Origin of the sequence: Paenibacillus sp. FSL P4-0113, assembly GCF_038009305.1 — a bacterium.
In the GTDB taxonomy this organism is placed as follows: Bacteria; Bacillota; Bacilli; order Paenibacillales; family Paenibacillaceae; genus Paenibacillus; species Paenibacillus polymyxa_D.
The window spans coordinates 5,162,780-5,179,051 of record NZ_JBBPAZ010000001.1 but is presented as its reverse complement, the minus strand read 5'-3'; the positions used below and the strand labels follow the sequence as shown (position 1 = coordinate 5,179,051).

The following is a 16,272-nucleotide window of genomic DNA, read 5'->3' as shown; positions in this document are numbered from 1 at the left end:
TCACAATTCGATCCAAAACCGGTTTACACGGTTTCCGTCTTCCTCTATGTAATCCTTGTCCGGCATTCCACCGTTTTGTATGATTGTTTTTTTGGAGGCAATATTATCGGAGTCGCATACGACCAGGACTCGGGAAATCCCCAGCTCTTTTGCTTTTTCCAGCGCCAAGGCCAGCATTGTAACAGCGTACCTGTTCCCTCGTGCAGAAGGACGGATACCGTAACCGATATGACCTCCGGCATTCATTAGGTGTTCGTTAAGGACATGCCTGATATTCACCGCTCCCACAACCTGTTCATTCGCATTCACAAGCCAGTATGTGGAGCTTTTGACCCAGCCTTCAGACAGGTTCATTCCATTTTCCTGATTACTTAAAAACGTCAGCATACCTTCAAAATCGTACGGCTCTACAGAGATCACCCAAGGTACCATATGCTCCTGACTCTGTTTCCATTCCTCATAAAATGAAAGATAAGCTTCCTTCCAGTCCTGATCCGGCTTTACCAATCTGACGGTCTGCATCCCACTCACTACCTCCTCTTTAAACACTCAATTTGTCTGCTATTGCTTTATACCTCAATATCCATGAATTTTTGCGCCCAATCTGCAAAAGAGAGCTTATCATCCCAAGTGATTTGCTTCATCGCTTTGGCACATCCCCAGTTTAGAACCTGCTGATGCAGCATATGCACCCGGAAACGCTCAGTAAATCCTTCTTTAGCTTCCATCCCTTGTGCGTAAGCAGTAAGAAAACCTTTTGCCAATTCTTCTTCGCCTTTCTCCAAATGTCGTCGTCATCTCTATACACCATAGCTCTTAATCGTTGCTTCCAGAGTTTCATCTGTATCCGCCAGCCACACGGAACTAACTTCAAACGTTCCTGGCTCAAAAAACAATGGAAATCTCCGCTTAAACCAATCCTGCATCGGCAGATTTAGCGCTTCTTTCATATCCACCCACAGCAGTTCTCCCTCGGGGGGATTTTTTAATAGTTCACCTTCAGTGGCTGTAGCCAAATAGTTAAAGACCATATATCTCAGCCCTTGGCTTGGGTCACAATATTCGTCGATTCCTTTAAATACGATTTTCGTAACGGTTAAGCCTGTTTCTTCCCTTACTTCACGAATGGCCCCATTCACAATGCTTTCTGGAAACTCTACTTTTCCTCCTGGAGCAATATAACCCGGAAACCCCTTACGATTGGGTCTATTCATAAGCAATACCTTACTTCCGTCCTGAATCATACACATGGTATATATTTTGTGTGTCACTTCTGTTGTCAATCCGATCATACCTTTCTTTATTCACGATTCACTAAAATCTAGTTTTACTTTCACACCGACAAACTGTGGTTAAATATGGCATTTCCCATACTTTAACTCGTTATTTTGTAGAGCGCAATAACTCTAACCATAGACTAGACTTGAGAACTCATGCCTAAGTCGGTCAAAATTAGTAAAAAAAAGACCGCCTTTCTACAGAGCCGCTGGTACTACCAAGCGGCTCCAGAAAGGAACGGTCTTATCCTAAACTTAATCATCATGCCAATACTCCGTTTTCTAGGCACGCTCCGGATAACGAGAACCTGCTGCGAAACCTTTAGGCGAAATACGCTCGATCTCTTGAAGCTCTGCTTCCGACAAAGAGACCTGTAGGGCACCAAGATTTTCACGCACTCTTTCCAATCTCTTCGTTCCTGGAATCGGGACGATATGGTCGCCTTGCGCAAGCAGCCATGCCAGCCCCAACTGAGCAGAAGTACAACCTTTTTGGGCAGCCAGCTTTTCGATCAGGAGGACAACCTCTAGATTTTTGGTGAAATTCTCGCCTTGGAAGCGAGGGAAATGACGGCGGTAATCATCCACTGGCAGATCGTCAAATTTTTTGATCTGTCCCGTGAGGAAACCTCGACCCAGTGGACTGTAGGGGACGAAGCCGATTCCCAGTTCGTTTAGTAGCGGAAGGACATCGTCTTCCACTTCTCTGCTCCACAAGGAATATTCGGTTTCTACTGCGGTAATTGGATGCACCGCATGCGCGCGGCGGATCTGTTCAGCCGACGCTTCCGACAAGCCGATATAACGGATTTTCCCTTCCTTAACCAAATCGGCCATCGTTCCGACGGTCTCTTCAATCGGAGTATTGGGATCGACTCGATGCTGATAATACAGGTCGATATAATCAGTCCCCAGATGAAACAGACTGGCGTCTACGGATTTTTTAATATATGCCGGATCTCCCTTGGGTCCCTGAGTGTGTGTGATCCCGAATTTAGTGGCAATCACTACCTCCTCCCGACGACCCTTGAGCGCACGTCCAACTAGCTTCTCATTGCCGCCGAACTTCTGCTGTGCGTATTCCTCACCATAAAGATCTGCTGTATCAAACAACGTTACACCAAGGTCCAGCGCTCCCTGAAGTGTGCGCACCGACTCCTCGTTGTTCGGCATCATCATCGTGCCAAGGCCCAGAGCTGATACCTCCAGCCCTTCACATCCCAATTTCCTTTTCAGCATATCATGGTTCCCTCTTTTCTTTGGGTAAATGGATGGAATGAACATGTACTCATTCTAATAGACCCTTATGGAGGCAACCACAGTACGTTTATACTAGTAACAAGATTACCAGGCAGAGGATTGGCTTACTGGCGTGTAGATACAAAAGTGCAGACCCGGTTGGTCCGTAATACTTGCTAAAGAATTAATATCATAGGAAACTGCTTCCACAGCGCCAGGGATTTGAAGGGAAACCCGATTCACCTTTTTGAGCTGGATATGATGCTGCTTCCACATGGTGTCAAACTCCATACTTTCCACACGCAGCCGTTCTACCGTCTCCTCAAACCAAGGATCTCCTAAATACTTGTCATAATAGGTTCTAAAAACAGCTACCGAATAGGACGCGAATTCTTCCCAGTTAACCATTCGACGACGTAATTCGGAATCCACGAACAATAAACGAATCATGACACGTTCAGAAACGGACAGGGAAGAAAAATCGGTAATCACCTCATTCGCCGCGCTATTCCAAGCAAGCACTTCCGCTTTTTCATTGCTGATAAAGGAAGGATAGGACAACTGATCAATAATATGTTGCCACTGTGGATTCAGCCTTGTATGGATGGGCGAAATCGCAACCGCCTCATTGGGATTCCACAATTGAATTAGATGTGCTCTCTCATCATGAGTTAATTGTAGAGCTTCTCCTATACTTTCGATAATCTCCTTAGATGCTGTTACTTCTCTACCTTGTTCCAGCCATGTGTAATACGTCGCACTGACACCTGCCAGCATCGCAACTTCTTCTCGGCGAAGCCCCGGTGTTCTTCGCTGACCCTGTGAAAGTCTAAGACCTGCCTGCTCTGGTTGAAGTCGATTTCGACGTGATTTCAGAAAAGCTCCCAACGTTTTCGATTTACTATTATCATTAGACATGTGTTACCTCTTTTCGAATCAATCGCTATAGAACGCTCACAGTCCCTCGTCAAACAACTGTAGGCCTATGATTTCAAAGGCGACACCGTCGCCCGCTTTAACGTTGACATCACCATTCACTTCTTCAGAATCCAAAATAAACGTAGTGTCTCCTACTACAATCTCCACACATTCTATCTCGTCTGCTTCGCCTTGCATCACTTGATGTATCGTTCCTTGAATCCAATAGTCGCCTAGCTTTGGTTGAGGTCGAAAAATCCCTGTCTCTTCAGTAGGCTTCAGCCTCCTGAACCCCTCTATACTGGATTGAGAAGTCTCGACCGAAATTACACAACCGGGAATCATCTTATTTAAGCTTTGTTCATACGGGACAACATACGCATATCCAGAAGTCAGTTCATGCCAAAAATATGTCCAGTAGCCGTATACTTTTTCCTTGCCAATATTACGAATGGTGATATGCTGATCTTTATTTATTTCCTTGATCTGTACGCGCATCTATAGAATCCTCAGTAGATATTTTTCTTATAATAATAGTGTTTAAAGCCTCTCGGAGCATCGTCAATGACACCAACGACTTCATACCCCTGCTTTTCATAGAATTCGGGCGCTTGGAAAGTAAAGGTATTAAGTTGTATAAAATCGCACCCTTTTTCTTTAGCAATTTGTTCAATTTCACCGAGTAGTTGTGAACCGTAGCCCTTTCCTCTGTAGCTCTGATCTACCCACAAAATATCAACCTCCACCCAGTTCCAACATAGTACACTTAGGAGACCGCCTATCACCTGACCGTCTTCATTTTTAAGCGTAAGATTAATCTCTTCGTATTGGGTTCGAATATCTGCTGGAACGTGTTTCGCATTAAACTCAATCAACTTGTTTCTGACTAAACGCGCTTCATCTCTACTACTTCGATTCATCTGAGGTTCCAGCGTCATGGCATAAATCCTCCAATTTGAAATGATTACTAGCACTTACTGATTTAAATATAGAAAATAATAGGGTTAAAATACTTTCATCTTCCTACTGTTATATATTGTATATACTTTTCTATGTTTAGTCACATGATTCAATTTAGATGGACAGAATTATTCTAATCTAAATATCGCTGATTAAAGTCGTTCCCTGGATTCATGCAAAATATTTAGTAACGAAAAAAGCAGGCCCCTCTGAAACGGAGAACCTGCTATCCTTTATATCCATCGTCTGCCATACAGGAGAAGAGAGGGGATGATTAAATTGAAATATCCAGTGATTTCCCAACTCCCGTAATATCGCTGCTGTTAGCGCTGTTGATACGAGTTGTTTCTGTGTTACTTGGAGCGGGCTTTTCCATTTTTGGAGTTGACGTACTGCTGGATTGCGAACTTTGCTGTGCAATTTGAGCTTCAATCTGTTTAATTTGTTGCTGAAGCTGCTTCATTTTTGTTTCTTTTGTATCTTTATTATCCTTACTTTGCTGTACCTTGTTGTACTCCGCTTCAAGTTGAGCTTTTTGCTTTTCCAGACTAGCTGTATCGTTGGTACTGGATGAAGATGAAGTGCTTGAAATAGATATAGAACTGCTGGATGTGGATGAAATGTTCATACGAGATTTCCCCTTTATAAAAGTATGAGTTTACACGTGTGGGCTAACCGGTTCTAAGCTATGGTGTTGCACTCTAATGACTATGACTACGATGATACAGATTGTTCAAAAGTCTTAGCGATTTTATCGAATAAAGCCGATATTTCTTCATCTGTGGCATTCGTAGGAAGCGGAGCCTGCATTCCTCCCGTGTATTTCATGAATTCCTTGCTCAGTTCGAGTGAATCGTTAGATTTCTTGTGTGTGGTATGCCCCGTGGTATTTAGTCCATTCTCATGTGACTTCACCGTATTCGAATGATCATAGGAAGTCGTGATAAGATGTCTGTTAATGGATAGTGACAAACAAAATAGATTCCCTCTCAGTGTACATAATGTTTTTGGCTGCCCACCTACCTTTCATCGGTAGCAAATCTGAATGCAACCTGAGGGTATGCTGAATGATAACTGAATCAATACAGACTCATTAATACCGTAACCCTTTTATTATTTCCTAGACCATAGTCAAGGAAAATCCCCTCCGCAAGACGGGGGGATCAACCCTACTTGAGACAGGAGTAAGTAAAGGGATAATTTGTTACTCTTAGCAAAGAATAAATGAACGTATTTTAAAAATTGAAAGTAGGGAAATGATGTATGATCCGTATTAGCCATTTGGTTCACGAGAGACTTATGTTTCTATTCAAATTTTTGTACTCGCCTGCATATGTGGGTAGTGTAACACCAAGTTCCAGATTTTTAGCTAAAAATATGATAGAATCCATTCCATGGAGTGAAGTTCATGCTGTTGCCGAGCTTGGTGCTGGAACAGGGGCAATTACCCAATACATCCCGTCTGCTGCTGAATTTCAACCCAAGGTTTTACTCTTTGAGAAAGACCAAACCATGCAGCAGAGTTTAAAAAGAAGATTCCCGAATTATCTGTGCTATTCCGACTCGCGTGAGCTTCAGCTTGCTATGAAAAATGCCCAAATAGAACAGCTTGACTGCATAATCAGTGGGCTGCCTTTTTTCAATTTTCCACAAGCGATGCGGAATCAAATTGTAGAACAAATTCATCTATCGCTCAGGGATGGAGGAATGTTTGTGGCCTTTCAATACTCTAAACAGATGAAGCAGCAGTTAGGTGAATGGTTTGATATTGAAGAAATCAAGTTTGTGCCCATGAATGTTCCACCCGCATTCGTGTATGTATGCCGAAAGAAAGCTTAAGAAAGGAGTACGGGTATGGACGTGGAATATTTAATTTCCATCATCGAACAATACGGCTATGCAGCATTATTCTTTTCTCTATGGCTGGGGATTGTGGGTCTGCCCATCCCGGATGAAGTCATCGTAATGACTGGCGGGGCTGTAACAGGCATGGGCATACTTCACCCGTTACCCGCTTTTTTAATTGTATATCTTGGGGTTATATCAGGCTTGTCCTTAGGTTATGTATTGGGGAGAACCGTGGGCACACCGATTCTAGAACGTTTACGCCGGAAGAAAAAAATGGACAGGTACATTACGTTTTCGGAAAAATTGATACATAAGTATGGAAACTTCACTATTTGCATCAGTTATTTGCTGCCGATCGTCCGTCACATTATTCCTTATATTGTCGGAATCAATAAAATGAGCTTCAAGCGCTACGCCCTCTTCTCTTATTCAACGGGTTTGATCTGGACGCTGATCTTCTTTCTACTCGGACGTATCTTTGGCGATCATGTACAGGCAGTAGGAGAACTAATCCATCGTTATGGCTTGCAGATGGCATTGCTTGTCATCATGCTGACCATTATATTTTTTATAATGAAATTGGTGTGGGGGAAGAAAACAACGGAGGAGTAAAGGTAGAACACGGTCGGCTAGTCTCCTGCAAAGGAGGTGATGCCTGTGGAGGTTAAAGATACATTGATGTTGATGATTCAATTTGCGACATTGGTGATCTTGATTCTTTCCTTCAACAAAAAGAAATAGACCGCCCTCTGGAAAAGGAATGCGGTCTATTTTACTAATTCAACCCTACAACTACCGCCCTTATAAGCGGCTGTTGCAAAAGAGTGAGGATGTTGGCAGCATCCTTGCTCTTTTTCAGTATATACTTATTAGCTTTAATTTATCACAGGAAAAACCATATTGCCAATATGGAAAGCCTTTAAAGTGGCGGCTTACACCCCGAGCTATTTCTTTAATTGAAGCAACTTAACCAGCTTATCATGAATGGCAGTATTCGGGTAATTCCCGCTAAACTGAGAAGAGCCTGGGCCCATCGCGGTTAACGCCACATCAACAGATGTATGTCCTCCCGTGGTCCAGTCAATATAAAACTTTTCATTAGAGCCTTTTACAGTAAAAGGACCATCCTCTTTGGAAACACCTTCACCGGATTCATCCTCCGCATCTTCGCCTTCAATCGCCAAACCGCCCGTTTCATGATCTGCTGTCACCAACACTAATGTATCTGGATGTGCTTTGGCATACTCTTTAGCTACTTTAACGGCCTTATCGAGCTGTTGCCCAGCCTTAATCGTTAGCTCACCTTCATTGTCATGCGCCATCTCATCCGTTCCTTCTTCTTCTACCATCAGGAAAAAACCTTTTTGGTTTTTGGAAAGAACATCAATTGCTTTGGTCGTCATATCCGGTAAAGAAACCGTTGGATTGTAAGAGTTACCCTGCTTGTTGTGAGCTTGGAACATCTCTTCATTGGCGAACAGCCCCAGCAACTTAGAACCTTTGGCTGCTTTCATTCCTGTCTGATCCGTCACATAGCTATAACCCAGCTTCTTCGCTTGTTCTACCAAATTCCCTTGAGTTCCCTTACTCGCTTCCTCAGGATCTTCTGCCGGAGCATCTGGATGTTTGCCTACTGTTCCGGCAGGGTACCAGAAATCCTCACCACCGCCCAGAATAACATCCAGCTTGCTTTTCTCCAAATACTGTTTGGCAATCTCGCTTTGAGCGGAGCGTTTTTCGACATGCGCACCAAAGGCAGCCCCCGTTGCGTCTGTCACTTGGCTTGTCGTCACGACACCTGTAGACATGCCTGCTTTTTTAGCCAGCTCCATAATCGTTGTCACTGGTTTTTTATTCAAATCCATTCCAATCGCGCCGTTATACGTTTTCACACCTGTTGCAATGGCAGTCGCAGCGGCGGCAGAATCCGTAACCAGGTTATCCCCTGAACTTGTGCTAACCAGGCCGGTTACAGGCATGTTGTCCATTTCAAGTAATCCCGATTTCCCTACCGTCGCCAAGCGAATCGCGTTGCGACTTGCTTCTCCCATACCATCGCCGATAAAGAGAATGACATTCTTAGGGGCATCGACTTTCGCTGACGAGGTTTTCTGTCCTTTGGATACCTGTGTCGTAGTAGACTTGGTATTAGATGAGGCTGCAAAAGCGTTAGGGATATTAGCAGATAACAATGGCGCACTCAAAACGGTAATGGCACCTAAAGCAAGGATACTCTTTTTCATCGAACGCTTTTTCACAAGGTCACACTCCAATAAATTTAATATTCATATATGATAAAGTAATCATATATCTGCTTTGTAAAGTATCGTAAAGCAATAGATTACACGAATGTAAAATTTGGAGTGCTCACCTGTTTTTTATAAGACAAAAGAAGGCACCGACTTTTGGTATATCAAAGTCGATGCCTCTTATATTAAATCGCAGCGATATTTTTGCCGATCGGCATGGTGTAGTAGAGCGGCTTTTGCTGTCCATTTTGCTGATAGACTACAAGCAGAAGCGTGCGGCCTTCGGCAGTCAATGGGCTACCCCCACTCAGGATATGATCCAGACTGAACGGCAGTACATCTAGAACAGCGTGCTTTTGCAGTTCTTTTTCACTCAGCTTCAAGGAAGCAAAGGCTGGGATAATCTCACGGTATGGCTGCGGCTGTTGAATGCCTACATCCGTTTCGCCTGTACTCTCCTTGCTCGCATCTGCCACAAAATCTGCAACCACAGGTGACAACAGCGCATCCGGGTGCTGGAGAACCATTTTCATATAGCTGGACCAATCATTCTTCTCCAAGCTATGCTCCCACCAAATTTTACGCGGCTTATATTTATGGTTAAGGAAATAATCAAGCTTCATCAGTCCAAGCACCATATCCATTCGCTTTGTTCCACGCGATTCCAGAAAGGACTGGAGACGTGTGAACAAGTCTTCGAGCTGATGTCCGATTTTTTGCCAGCCCTGTCCTTCCCAGTAGTCTCCGAATTCCTGAAAGAAATCAAAGGCGGACGAGAATTCACGCTCAATCAGATAGTTGACTGTATGATCCATACGATGAGAGTTCCAATATTTTTCCAATACATCTTCCAAGCGCTTGAGTCGGACGATATCGGCAAAGGAAAGGACGTCATTGCTCAGCATTTCATAAGGCGCCACGTCCATGTACGTGTAGTTGTACTTATCTGCGTCGATACGCAGTCCAGTGCCACGCAGCATTTTGAGGAAGCCAAGTTGAAGCTCTTCCGGGCCGAGCGCAAAAACGTCATTAAACGTTTTACGGAATGTGTTGTAGTCCTCCAAGGGCAACCCGGCGATCAAATCCAAATGCTGGTCAATTTTACCGCTTTGTTTGACCTTGGTAACAGTACGGGAAAGTTTGGTAAAGTTCTGGCGACGCTTAACCAACTCATTGGTAGGATCATTCGTTGATTGGACGCCGATTTCAAAACGAAATACGCCCGGCGGCGCGTTTTCCGCCAAATAATCCAATACCTCGGGACGCATAATATCTGCCGTAATCTCAAACTGGAAGACACAACCACGGTGATTTTCAATCAAAAATTTGAACATTTCCAGCGCATAATCGCGTTTAATATTAAACGTCCGATCCACGAACTTAATTAGGTTGGCTCCATTGTCGATCAGATACAGAATATCTGACTTTGTACGCTCGATATCGTAATAGCGCACCCCAACTTCGATGCTTGACAGACAAAACTGGCAGCTGAACGGACAGCCCCGGCTCGTTTCGAAATAAACAACCCGTTTCCCGAGTTCCGGTATATCTTCAGCAAAACGATAGGGCGACGGCAACTCGTTCAAGTCCGCTTTCGGACGACCGGGCATCTGAATAACCTCTTCTCCCTTACGGTAAGCAAGTCCATACACAAAATGGAACTTGCGATCCCCTTCCAGCTCCTGCAGCAGTTGATGGAAGGTTTCCTCTCCTTCACCAACCACGATAAAGTCCACATTCGCCAAACGCTTCATCCAGTGATCCGTATCGTAGGATACCTCTGGACCACCCAGAACAATTTTGACTTCGGGCATAATCTTTTTCAATACATCGATGACTTTAATCGTCTCTTCAATGTTCCAAATATAACAGGAAAAGCCGATGACATCTGCCCCCCGTTGAAACAAATCGGATACGATGTTCATCACCGGGTCCTTAATCGTGTACTCCGCCAGCTCGATATCAAAGTCCTTTTCACTGTAGGCTTTGAGACATCGGATGGCCAGCGAGGTATGAATATATTTTGCATTTAACGTTGATAAAATGACTTTCATAGGTCACAACCTTCTATAGTTTGCATGGACTGTTATATCCTTACCTTAGTATGGCTATTCAAAATCCTCGTACACATCGTCTGTATAAATCTCGTCCTCGCTTATCGTTCCTCCGATATTCCCTTGATTTTGAAAAAAATCAAGAAACGGCTTGCCGTACTTGCGGAACTTCACTTCTCCGACACCCTTGATCCGCAACATGTCTGCCTCGGATTGCGGGCTCGCTACGCTCATCTCACGCAGCGTCGCATCATTGAAAATGATATAAGACGGTACATGCTCCTGAGCGGCCAGATCGCGGCGGATCAGGCGCAATTGCTCGAACACGGTTTCGTTGACTGCAGCCGGGTATGCATCGCGTCCCTGTCGTCCGCGTGAACCTGCTCCACCTGCAAAAGCCGTGGCATGTCGCACAACACGCTGCATGACTTCTCGCTGGCCCTTCAGCACTTCAGCGGCAAGCTGCTGCAAGCGTACGACTGGATATTGTCCCTCGGACAACATCAGATAGCCTTCCGAAACAAGAACATTGATGATTTCGGCGATCTCTTTTTCCGTCCGGTTGCCCATCACGCCATAGGTTGGTAGGCTGTCAAAACCATACTGCAGCACTTTTTTGTTACGCGAGCCTTTCAATACCGAGGCGACCATCGAGACCCCATAACGTTCCCGCATGCGATGAATGCACGAAAAAATCTTTTGCGCATCTATGGTCATATCAACCAGTTCCCGTTCATCTGTACATGAACTGCATATGCCGCAAGCTTTATGCTCCTCCGCTTCTCCGAAATACTCAAGCTGTGCTGTACGTAGGCAACGAGTCGTGTAGCAATAATCAACCATCTGCTGGAGCTTGCGATAGTCATTACGCTTGCGGTCTTCATCCTGTGGATTTTGCTCAATCAGGAACTTCTGCGTCACAATATCTTGCGGTCCGAACAGCAAAATACATTGACTCGGGTCGCCATCACGTCCTGCGCGTCCCGCCTCTTGCACGTACGCCTCCATATTTTTAGGCATGTTGTAGTGAATGACATAGCGTACGTTCGATTTATCTATCCCCATGCCGAAGGCATTGGTTGCTACAATGACACGGATATCGTCGTACAGAAACCCTTCCTGGCTATCTGCACGTTCCTGATCTGTCATCCCGGCATGATAGCGTCCAGCCGCCATGCCTGCGTCACGCAGCCGTTGGTACAAATCGTCCACGTCCTTACGTGTCGCAGCATAAATAATGCCGGATTCACCCTCATGCTCACGGGCGTAATTCAGTAAAAAGCTGCGTTTGTCTTCCCCGCGCAGCACACTGAACGCCAAATTGGGCCGTCCAAGGCCTGTAACGAACGTCTCCGGTGAGCGCAGACGAAGCAAGCGCACGATGTCATCCATGACCTGCGGTGTCGCCGTTGCCGTAAACGCAGCCACGATTGGACGTTCATACAGCCCGTCCACGAATGGAGCCACAGCCAGATAGCTGGTACGGAAATCATGGCCCCACTGGGATACGCAGTGAGCCTCATCTACCGCTACGCAGGAAATCGGCAACTGAGCCATTTCATCGCGAAACCAGTCCAGTTCGAGTCGTTCCGGTGCGACATACAGTAACTTCAAGTCACCATTCCGTGCGGCTCGTATGCGATCATTCACTTCTCGACCACTCAACGTACTATTGATGTAGGCAGCAGCAATCCCCATCGTGGTCAGCGCATCCACCTGGTCCTTCATCAGCGAAATGAGCGGTGACACGACAATGGTCAGCCCCTCATGCAACAACGCGGGGATCTGGTAGCATATCGATTTTCCGCCCCCTGTCGGCATGATGCCCAACGTATCGTTGCCCTCCAGCATACTGGCCACAATTTTCTTTTGTCCCTCCCGGAAATCGGGATAGCCATAAAATTTTTGCAGCAAGTCCTGCGCCCGTTCCAAGGTTGGTGCTTGTACACTCATAGTTTCAAAACTCCTCATATTTCTAGCGTCCTTGACGCATATCGGCTTTTCTTTCGTTACCTTTAGTTTACCGGGGTTCAGGGTAATGTTCAACCGCTAGAAGACTGCCAATCTGGTTTAGTCCCTTATGGCGTTCGCTGTTTTCTCATGATATAGTGAACACGGTGCCGAAAATTTGTCCATAATTATGAAGAGACACGGTTCCAAGAAGGAGAAAGAACCCATGAACAATCGGAAACCCCAACGGAAAAATCATACAAAATCTACGTCAAACGCAAGCCATTCCAAACGCAGTCATAAACCTGCCGGAAGATCTGGCTCCCATAGACCGGAAGCTCCACGGAGAACGAATGCTTTTGATAAAGCCCCTGCCAAAACATACATCGTCCAGGAGCCTGCCGAGCTGTTAAGCTTTTTAGTAGAGCATGTGACTGGCATGGGTCGCAACTCCATTAAATCAGCACTGGCTCGTGGGCAGGTGTCCGTCAACGGCATTCCGCGTACCGTGCATAATTTTCCACTGGAGCAAGGTCAGACTGTCGCTCTTTCCAAGGAAAAGGTAATTCCTGTCGTACCACTGACTGGGCTACGTATTTTGCATGAGGATGAAGCCATTATCGTTATCCATAAGGATGCCGGGTTGCTGTCCGTGGCTTCAGCGCAGGAGCAGGAAGTAACAGCCTATCGCCAGCTTACGGCCCATGTGAGACGCGAGCATCCGTACAATCGTATTTTTGTACTGCATCGTTTGGATCGTGATACATCAGGAGTGATGATGTTTGCGAAAAGCGAAGCCATACAGCAGGAAATGCAAAAAGCGTGGAAGGAAGTTGTGTATGAACGAACATACATTGCTCTTGTAGAAGGACAGGTTAAAAAAGCTGAGGGTACAATCACCTCATGGCTGAAAGAAAGCAAGACGCTAAAAATGTATTCCAGTCCTTATCCGAATGACGGACAACACGCAGTCACTCATTACAAGCTACTTCAAGCCAATCGGCATTTTTCTTTGCTGGAAGTACGTTTGGAGACCGGACGCAAAAATCAAATCCGCGTACATATGGAGGATATCGGTCATCCCATTGTTGGAGATAAAAAATACGGTTCCAAATCCAAGTCGATTGGGCGCCTTGGCCTACATGCGAGGGTATTGTCTTTTATTCATCCCGTCACCGGGGTATTGCTGCGTTTTGAATCCGACATCCCTAAAACCTTTTTGAATCCGTTCCGGGAGTAGAATTGAGCAAAGCATACGGAGATTAGATAGAAAAATAGAAGAGGAAATGAGGGGGCTGTAGAAGGACAGCACCCTTTTTTGATTGATTAAGCGGTATACCTCCGAACACCATCAGCCATTTTCATCAACTCATCCCATATATATATGGGCGTATTACACACTGGACAATCTACCCAACCATTTAAATAGGGTAATTGGGCAATCAGCTTGTTCTCTTCAATTTTTTGGGCATATTCGTGCAACCACTGCATATTAGCACCTCTATGGTCCAATGAACGGGGGCGAATCGGTTGGGGAACCAGATTATCTGAATTTACAGGATCCTTATCATAGACAACCAAGGTGTCATTCTGTTCATCAGGCCAAATATAGAGCGGGGTACCGCAATGCGGACAATCCAGCGTATATTCGTCACCAGTATCGAAGCTTTGTAGCATATAAGCTACGCAGCGATAACCCTGAAAAGCGGCACCCGCAGCCAGAACATAGCGTTTACCGACATCTCCTTCGTGTTCTTTCGCATACAGCACCATTTCTTCAGTCAATTCTGCAAGTCGGACAATGGCACACCGATATTGCGCGTAAATATATTCAGCCAGACTAGAATCCACTTTCACCTGATCCCTTGTAAATTCCAAAGGAACTTTGGTATGTAAGGGATTGTTATTCTTCGCTTCGAATATTCCGCAAATGTTATATATATCTGCACGAATCCCTATATCAGAACTTTTTAACGCAATGTCTACAAGGTAAGGTACAGCCGCAAATGTACAAGTATACAACGTATTTTGGTGATACAGCTCCTCCCAATACAAGGTGTCAGCCATTTCGCCATCATATCCGGCTTGGAGCTGCTTCAACATTTCCGGGACGTATTGAGAAGAACCATAAGGGCCTTGGAGCAGAGTCCAGGCCGGATCGGACAAAGCCAGCATCTTGATACTCCTTCCACCGTTTTTCTTACAGTAAAGGATTTTGCAAAAATCCAATAAGCGACTTCCAATGAACAAAGGTATAGAACGAAGTAGTTTAGTTCGTCTATATCTTGCACTTCGGAGCGACTGGAATCGAATTGTGCAAAATCCTGACAGTAACATGGGATCGGTTTGTAAATTAAACTCACTAACAAATTCATTTTAACTTCATAATTCTCAGCTTCTTACGTTTATTTTATTATACGCATATTATTAGCTGAAGTTGCTTTCTCGATTTATGCAATATACAAAATCACTATTTTTCCGGGTCTATAATCATATTCGGTTAAGCTTTCGGCATTGTGAAGGTGATACACATTAAATTACTGAATTACTAACCTGGTTCTTAAGTTCTACTACGAGTTCTCTGTCAGTTCAGTTCCTTCTTCGTATACATAGTTCATATTATAAGTCCTGTTACTTAAAAATTGCTGAGTAAGAAATAAAGTATATATACATTAAAATTTCCATACATGTAAAAACAAAGCCACTCCCCTGCCTGTTTTTAATTATGCCAAACGGGTAAGACATACTTGTTCAAGCCTTTAATCTAACAGCTACAGAACTGATTTTATGAATCGGTATATGAAAAGGCGTGTTGGGAATATTATGTATGAATACTGCGACTATAAGGGGAAATAGCCTATGACCATAACACCGGAACAGCGGATTACCCTGCACGGATTTAACAACCTGACCAAATCATTGAGCTTCAATATGTACGATATTTGTTACACCAAAACCAAAGAAGAACGCGAGGCGTATATTGAATATATTGATGAACAATATAACTCAGATCGGCTGACAGCTATTTTAAAGAATGTATCTGACATTATCGGCGCCCATGTGCTCAACGTAGCCCAGCAGGATTATGTTCCTCAAGGAGCCAGCGTGACAGTACTTATATCAGAGGGACCCATTGTGGAGGTTCCGACTGAATCTTATGCCGAGTCACCAGGACCCCTACCTGAATCTGTCGTGATACAGCTGGATAAAAGCCACATTACGGTTCACACCTACCCGGAATATCATCCAGACGAGGGGATCAGTACGTTTCGAGCAGATATTGATGTCTCTACCTGTGGGGAAATCTCCCCGCTCAAGGCACTCCACTATTTGACTCATTCTTTCGACACCGACATTATGACGATTGATTACCGGGTACGCGGCTTCACACGTGATATGAATGGACATAAGCTTTTCATCGACCATGATATCGGCTCCATTCAAAACTATATTCCAGACGAAGTGCGCAGTCAGTATGACATGATCGACGTGAATGTGTATCAGGAAAATATTTTCCATACCAAATGTAAGCTAAAACAATTCGATTTAGACAATTATCTGTTCGGCTACACCAAGGAAAGTCTGACTGAAAAAGAGCAACAAAATATATCAACACGTCTCAAAATTGAAATGGACGAAATTTACTACGGTAAAAATATGACGTAACAGATCGAATGCGTGAAAATAAAGTGAATCATTTCATTGAAAAAAAGGATGATCGCTTGGACTGAAATACAGCCAGGCTTTCGTCCTTTTTTTGATACAAAATAAAAGATA

18 protein-coding genes are annotated in these 16,272 nt (G+C 44.6%); 5 read left to right on the top strand and 13 right to left on the bottom strand.

Annotated features, from left to right (window positions below):
* From MKX46_RS22655 to MKX46_RS22615, 9 genes are all read right to left on the bottom strand, one after another.
* Positions 1 to 522, bottom strand: a complete 522-nt coding sequence (locus MKX46_RS22655) for a GNAT family N-acetyltransferase (RefSeq protein ID WP_341071812.1) — start codon at positions 520 to 522, stop codon at positions 1 to 3.
* 47 nt (positions 523 to 569) lie between these two features.
* Positions 570 to 764, bottom strand: coding sequence for a hypothetical protein (locus MKX46_RS22650; RefSeq protein ID WP_341071811.1), 195 nt, complete (start codon positions 762 to 764; stop codon positions 570 to 572).
* A gap of 36 nt (positions 765 to 800) precedes the next feature.
* Positions 801 to 1,292 carry an 8-oxo-dGTP diphosphatase gene (locus MKX46_RS22645; RefSeq protein ID WP_069012034.1) on the bottom strand — a complete coding sequence of 164 codons (492 nt, stop codon included), beginning with the start codon at positions 1,290 to 1,292 and terminating at the stop codon, positions 801 to 803.
* A 267-nt stretch (positions 1,293 to 1,559) separates the two neighbouring features.
* Positions 1,560 to 2,516: an aldo/keto reductase gene (locus MKX46_RS22640; protein WP_318626846.1), complete on the bottom strand. Its 957-nt coding sequence runs from the start codon at positions 2,514 to 2,516 to the stop codon at positions 1,560 to 1,562.
* Between the two features lie 105 nt (positions 2,517 to 2,621).
* Positions 2,622 to 3,434, bottom strand: a complete 813-nt coding sequence (locus tag MKX46_RS22635) for a helix-turn-helix transcriptional regulator (RefSeq protein WP_069012029.1) — start codon at positions 3,432 to 3,434, stop codon at positions 2,622 to 2,624.
* Between the two features lie 36 nt (positions 3,435 to 3,470).
* Positions 3,471 to 3,932 (bottom strand): hypothetical protein, encoded by a 462-nt coding sequence (locus MKX46_RS22630; protein ID WP_069012027.1) that lies wholly within the window; start codon positions 3,930 to 3,932, stop codon positions 3,471 to 3,473.
* A gap of 11 nt (positions 3,933 to 3,943) precedes the next feature.
* Positions 3,944 to 4,372 carry a GNAT family N-acetyltransferase gene (locus MKX46_RS22625; protein ID WP_165144965.1) on the bottom strand — a complete coding sequence of 143 codons (429 nt, stop codon included), beginning with the start codon at positions 4,370 to 4,372 and terminating at the stop codon, positions 3,944 to 3,946.
* Between the two features lie 296 nt (positions 4,373 to 4,668).
* Positions 4,669 to 5,022 carry a FlxA-like family protein gene (locus MKX46_RS22620; protein ID WP_165144962.1) on the bottom strand — a complete coding sequence of 118 codons (354 nt, stop codon included), beginning with the start codon at positions 5,020 to 5,022 and terminating at the stop codon, positions 4,669 to 4,671.
* Positions 5,023 to 5,108: 86 nt separating this feature from the next.
* Complete coding sequence (locus MKX46_RS22615; RefSeq protein WP_341071810.1) at positions 5,109 to 5,366, bottom strand: hypothetical protein; 258 nt, start codon at positions 5,364 to 5,366, stop codon at positions 5,109 to 5,111.
* A gap of 291 nt (positions 5,367 to 5,657) precedes the next feature.
* On the opposite strand from MKX46_RS22615, the gene MKX46_RS22610 reads away from it, so the two are divergent.
* The 3 genes from MKX46_RS22610 to MKX46_RS25650 are packed head-to-tail and all read left to right on the top strand — an operon-like array spanning position 5,658 to position 6,983.
* Complete coding sequence (locus tag MKX46_RS22610) at positions 5,658 to 6,233, top strand: class I SAM-dependent methyltransferase (protein ID WP_322251346.1); 576 nt, start codon at positions 5,658 to 5,660, stop codon at positions 6,231 to 6,233.
* Positions 6,234 to 6,248: 15 nt separating this feature from the next.
* Positions 6,249 to 6,854, top strand: coding sequence for a DedA family protein (locus MKX46_RS22605; RefSeq protein ID WP_165144956.1), 606 nt, complete (start codon positions 6,249 to 6,251; stop codon positions 6,852 to 6,854).
* Positions 6,855 to 6,893: 39 nt separating this feature from the next.
* Positions 6,894 to 6,983 (top strand): putative holin-like toxin, encoded by a 90-nt coding sequence (locus tag MKX46_RS25650; protein ID WP_367988533.1) that lies wholly within the window; start codon positions 6,894 to 6,896, stop codon positions 6,981 to 6,983.
* Positions 6,984 to 7,186: 203 nt separating this feature from the next.
* On the opposite strand, the gene MKX46_RS22600 is transcribed toward MKX46_RS25650, so the two are convergent.
* The 3 genes from MKX46_RS22600 to recQ form a co-directional block, all read right to left on the bottom strand.
* Positions 7,187 to 8,500 (bottom strand): alkaline phosphatase, encoded by a 1,314-nt coding sequence (locus MKX46_RS22600; protein ID WP_185156331.1) that lies wholly within the window; start codon positions 8,498 to 8,500, stop codon positions 7,187 to 7,189.
* Between the two features lie 176 nt (positions 8,501 to 8,676).
* Positions 8,677 to 10,545 carry a B12-binding domain-containing radical SAM protein gene (locus MKX46_RS22595; RefSeq protein WP_165144953.1) on the bottom strand — a complete coding sequence of 623 codons (1,869 nt, stop codon included), beginning with the start codon at positions 10,543 to 10,545 and terminating at the stop codon, positions 8,677 to 8,679.
* Positions 10,546 to 10,599: 54 nt separating this feature from the next.
* Complete coding sequence (gene recQ / locus MKX46_RS22590) at positions 10,600 to 12,498, bottom strand: DNA helicase RecQ (protein WP_341071809.1); 1,899 nt, start codon at positions 12,496 to 12,498, stop codon at positions 10,600 to 10,602.
* A gap of 223 nt (positions 12,499 to 12,721) precedes the next feature.
* Here recQ and MKX46_RS22585 point away from each other — a divergent pair, with 223 nt between their 5' ends.
* Positions 12,722 to 13,735: an RluA family pseudouridine synthase gene (locus MKX46_RS22585; protein ID WP_069012016.1), complete on the top strand. Its 1,014-nt coding sequence runs from the start codon at positions 12,722 to 12,724 to the stop codon at positions 13,733 to 13,735.
* Positions 13,736 to 13,821: 86 nt separating this feature from the next.
* On the opposite strand, the gene MKX46_RS22580 is transcribed toward MKX46_RS22585, so the two are convergent.
* Entirely contained in the window at positions 13,822 to 14,670 is an 849-nt protein-coding gene (locus tag MKX46_RS22580) for a hypothetical protein (RefSeq protein WP_029516410.1), read from the bottom strand.
* Between the two features lie 684 nt (positions 14,671 to 15,354).
* Between MKX46_RS22580 and speD the strand changes: the two genes are divergently transcribed.
* Positions 15,355 to 16,161, top strand: a complete 807-nt coding sequence (gene speD / locus MKX46_RS22575) for an adenosylmethionine decarboxylase (protein ID WP_029516409.1) — start codon at positions 15,355 to 15,357, stop codon at positions 16,159 to 16,161.
* Positions 16,162 to 16,272: the final 111 nt, after the last annotated feature.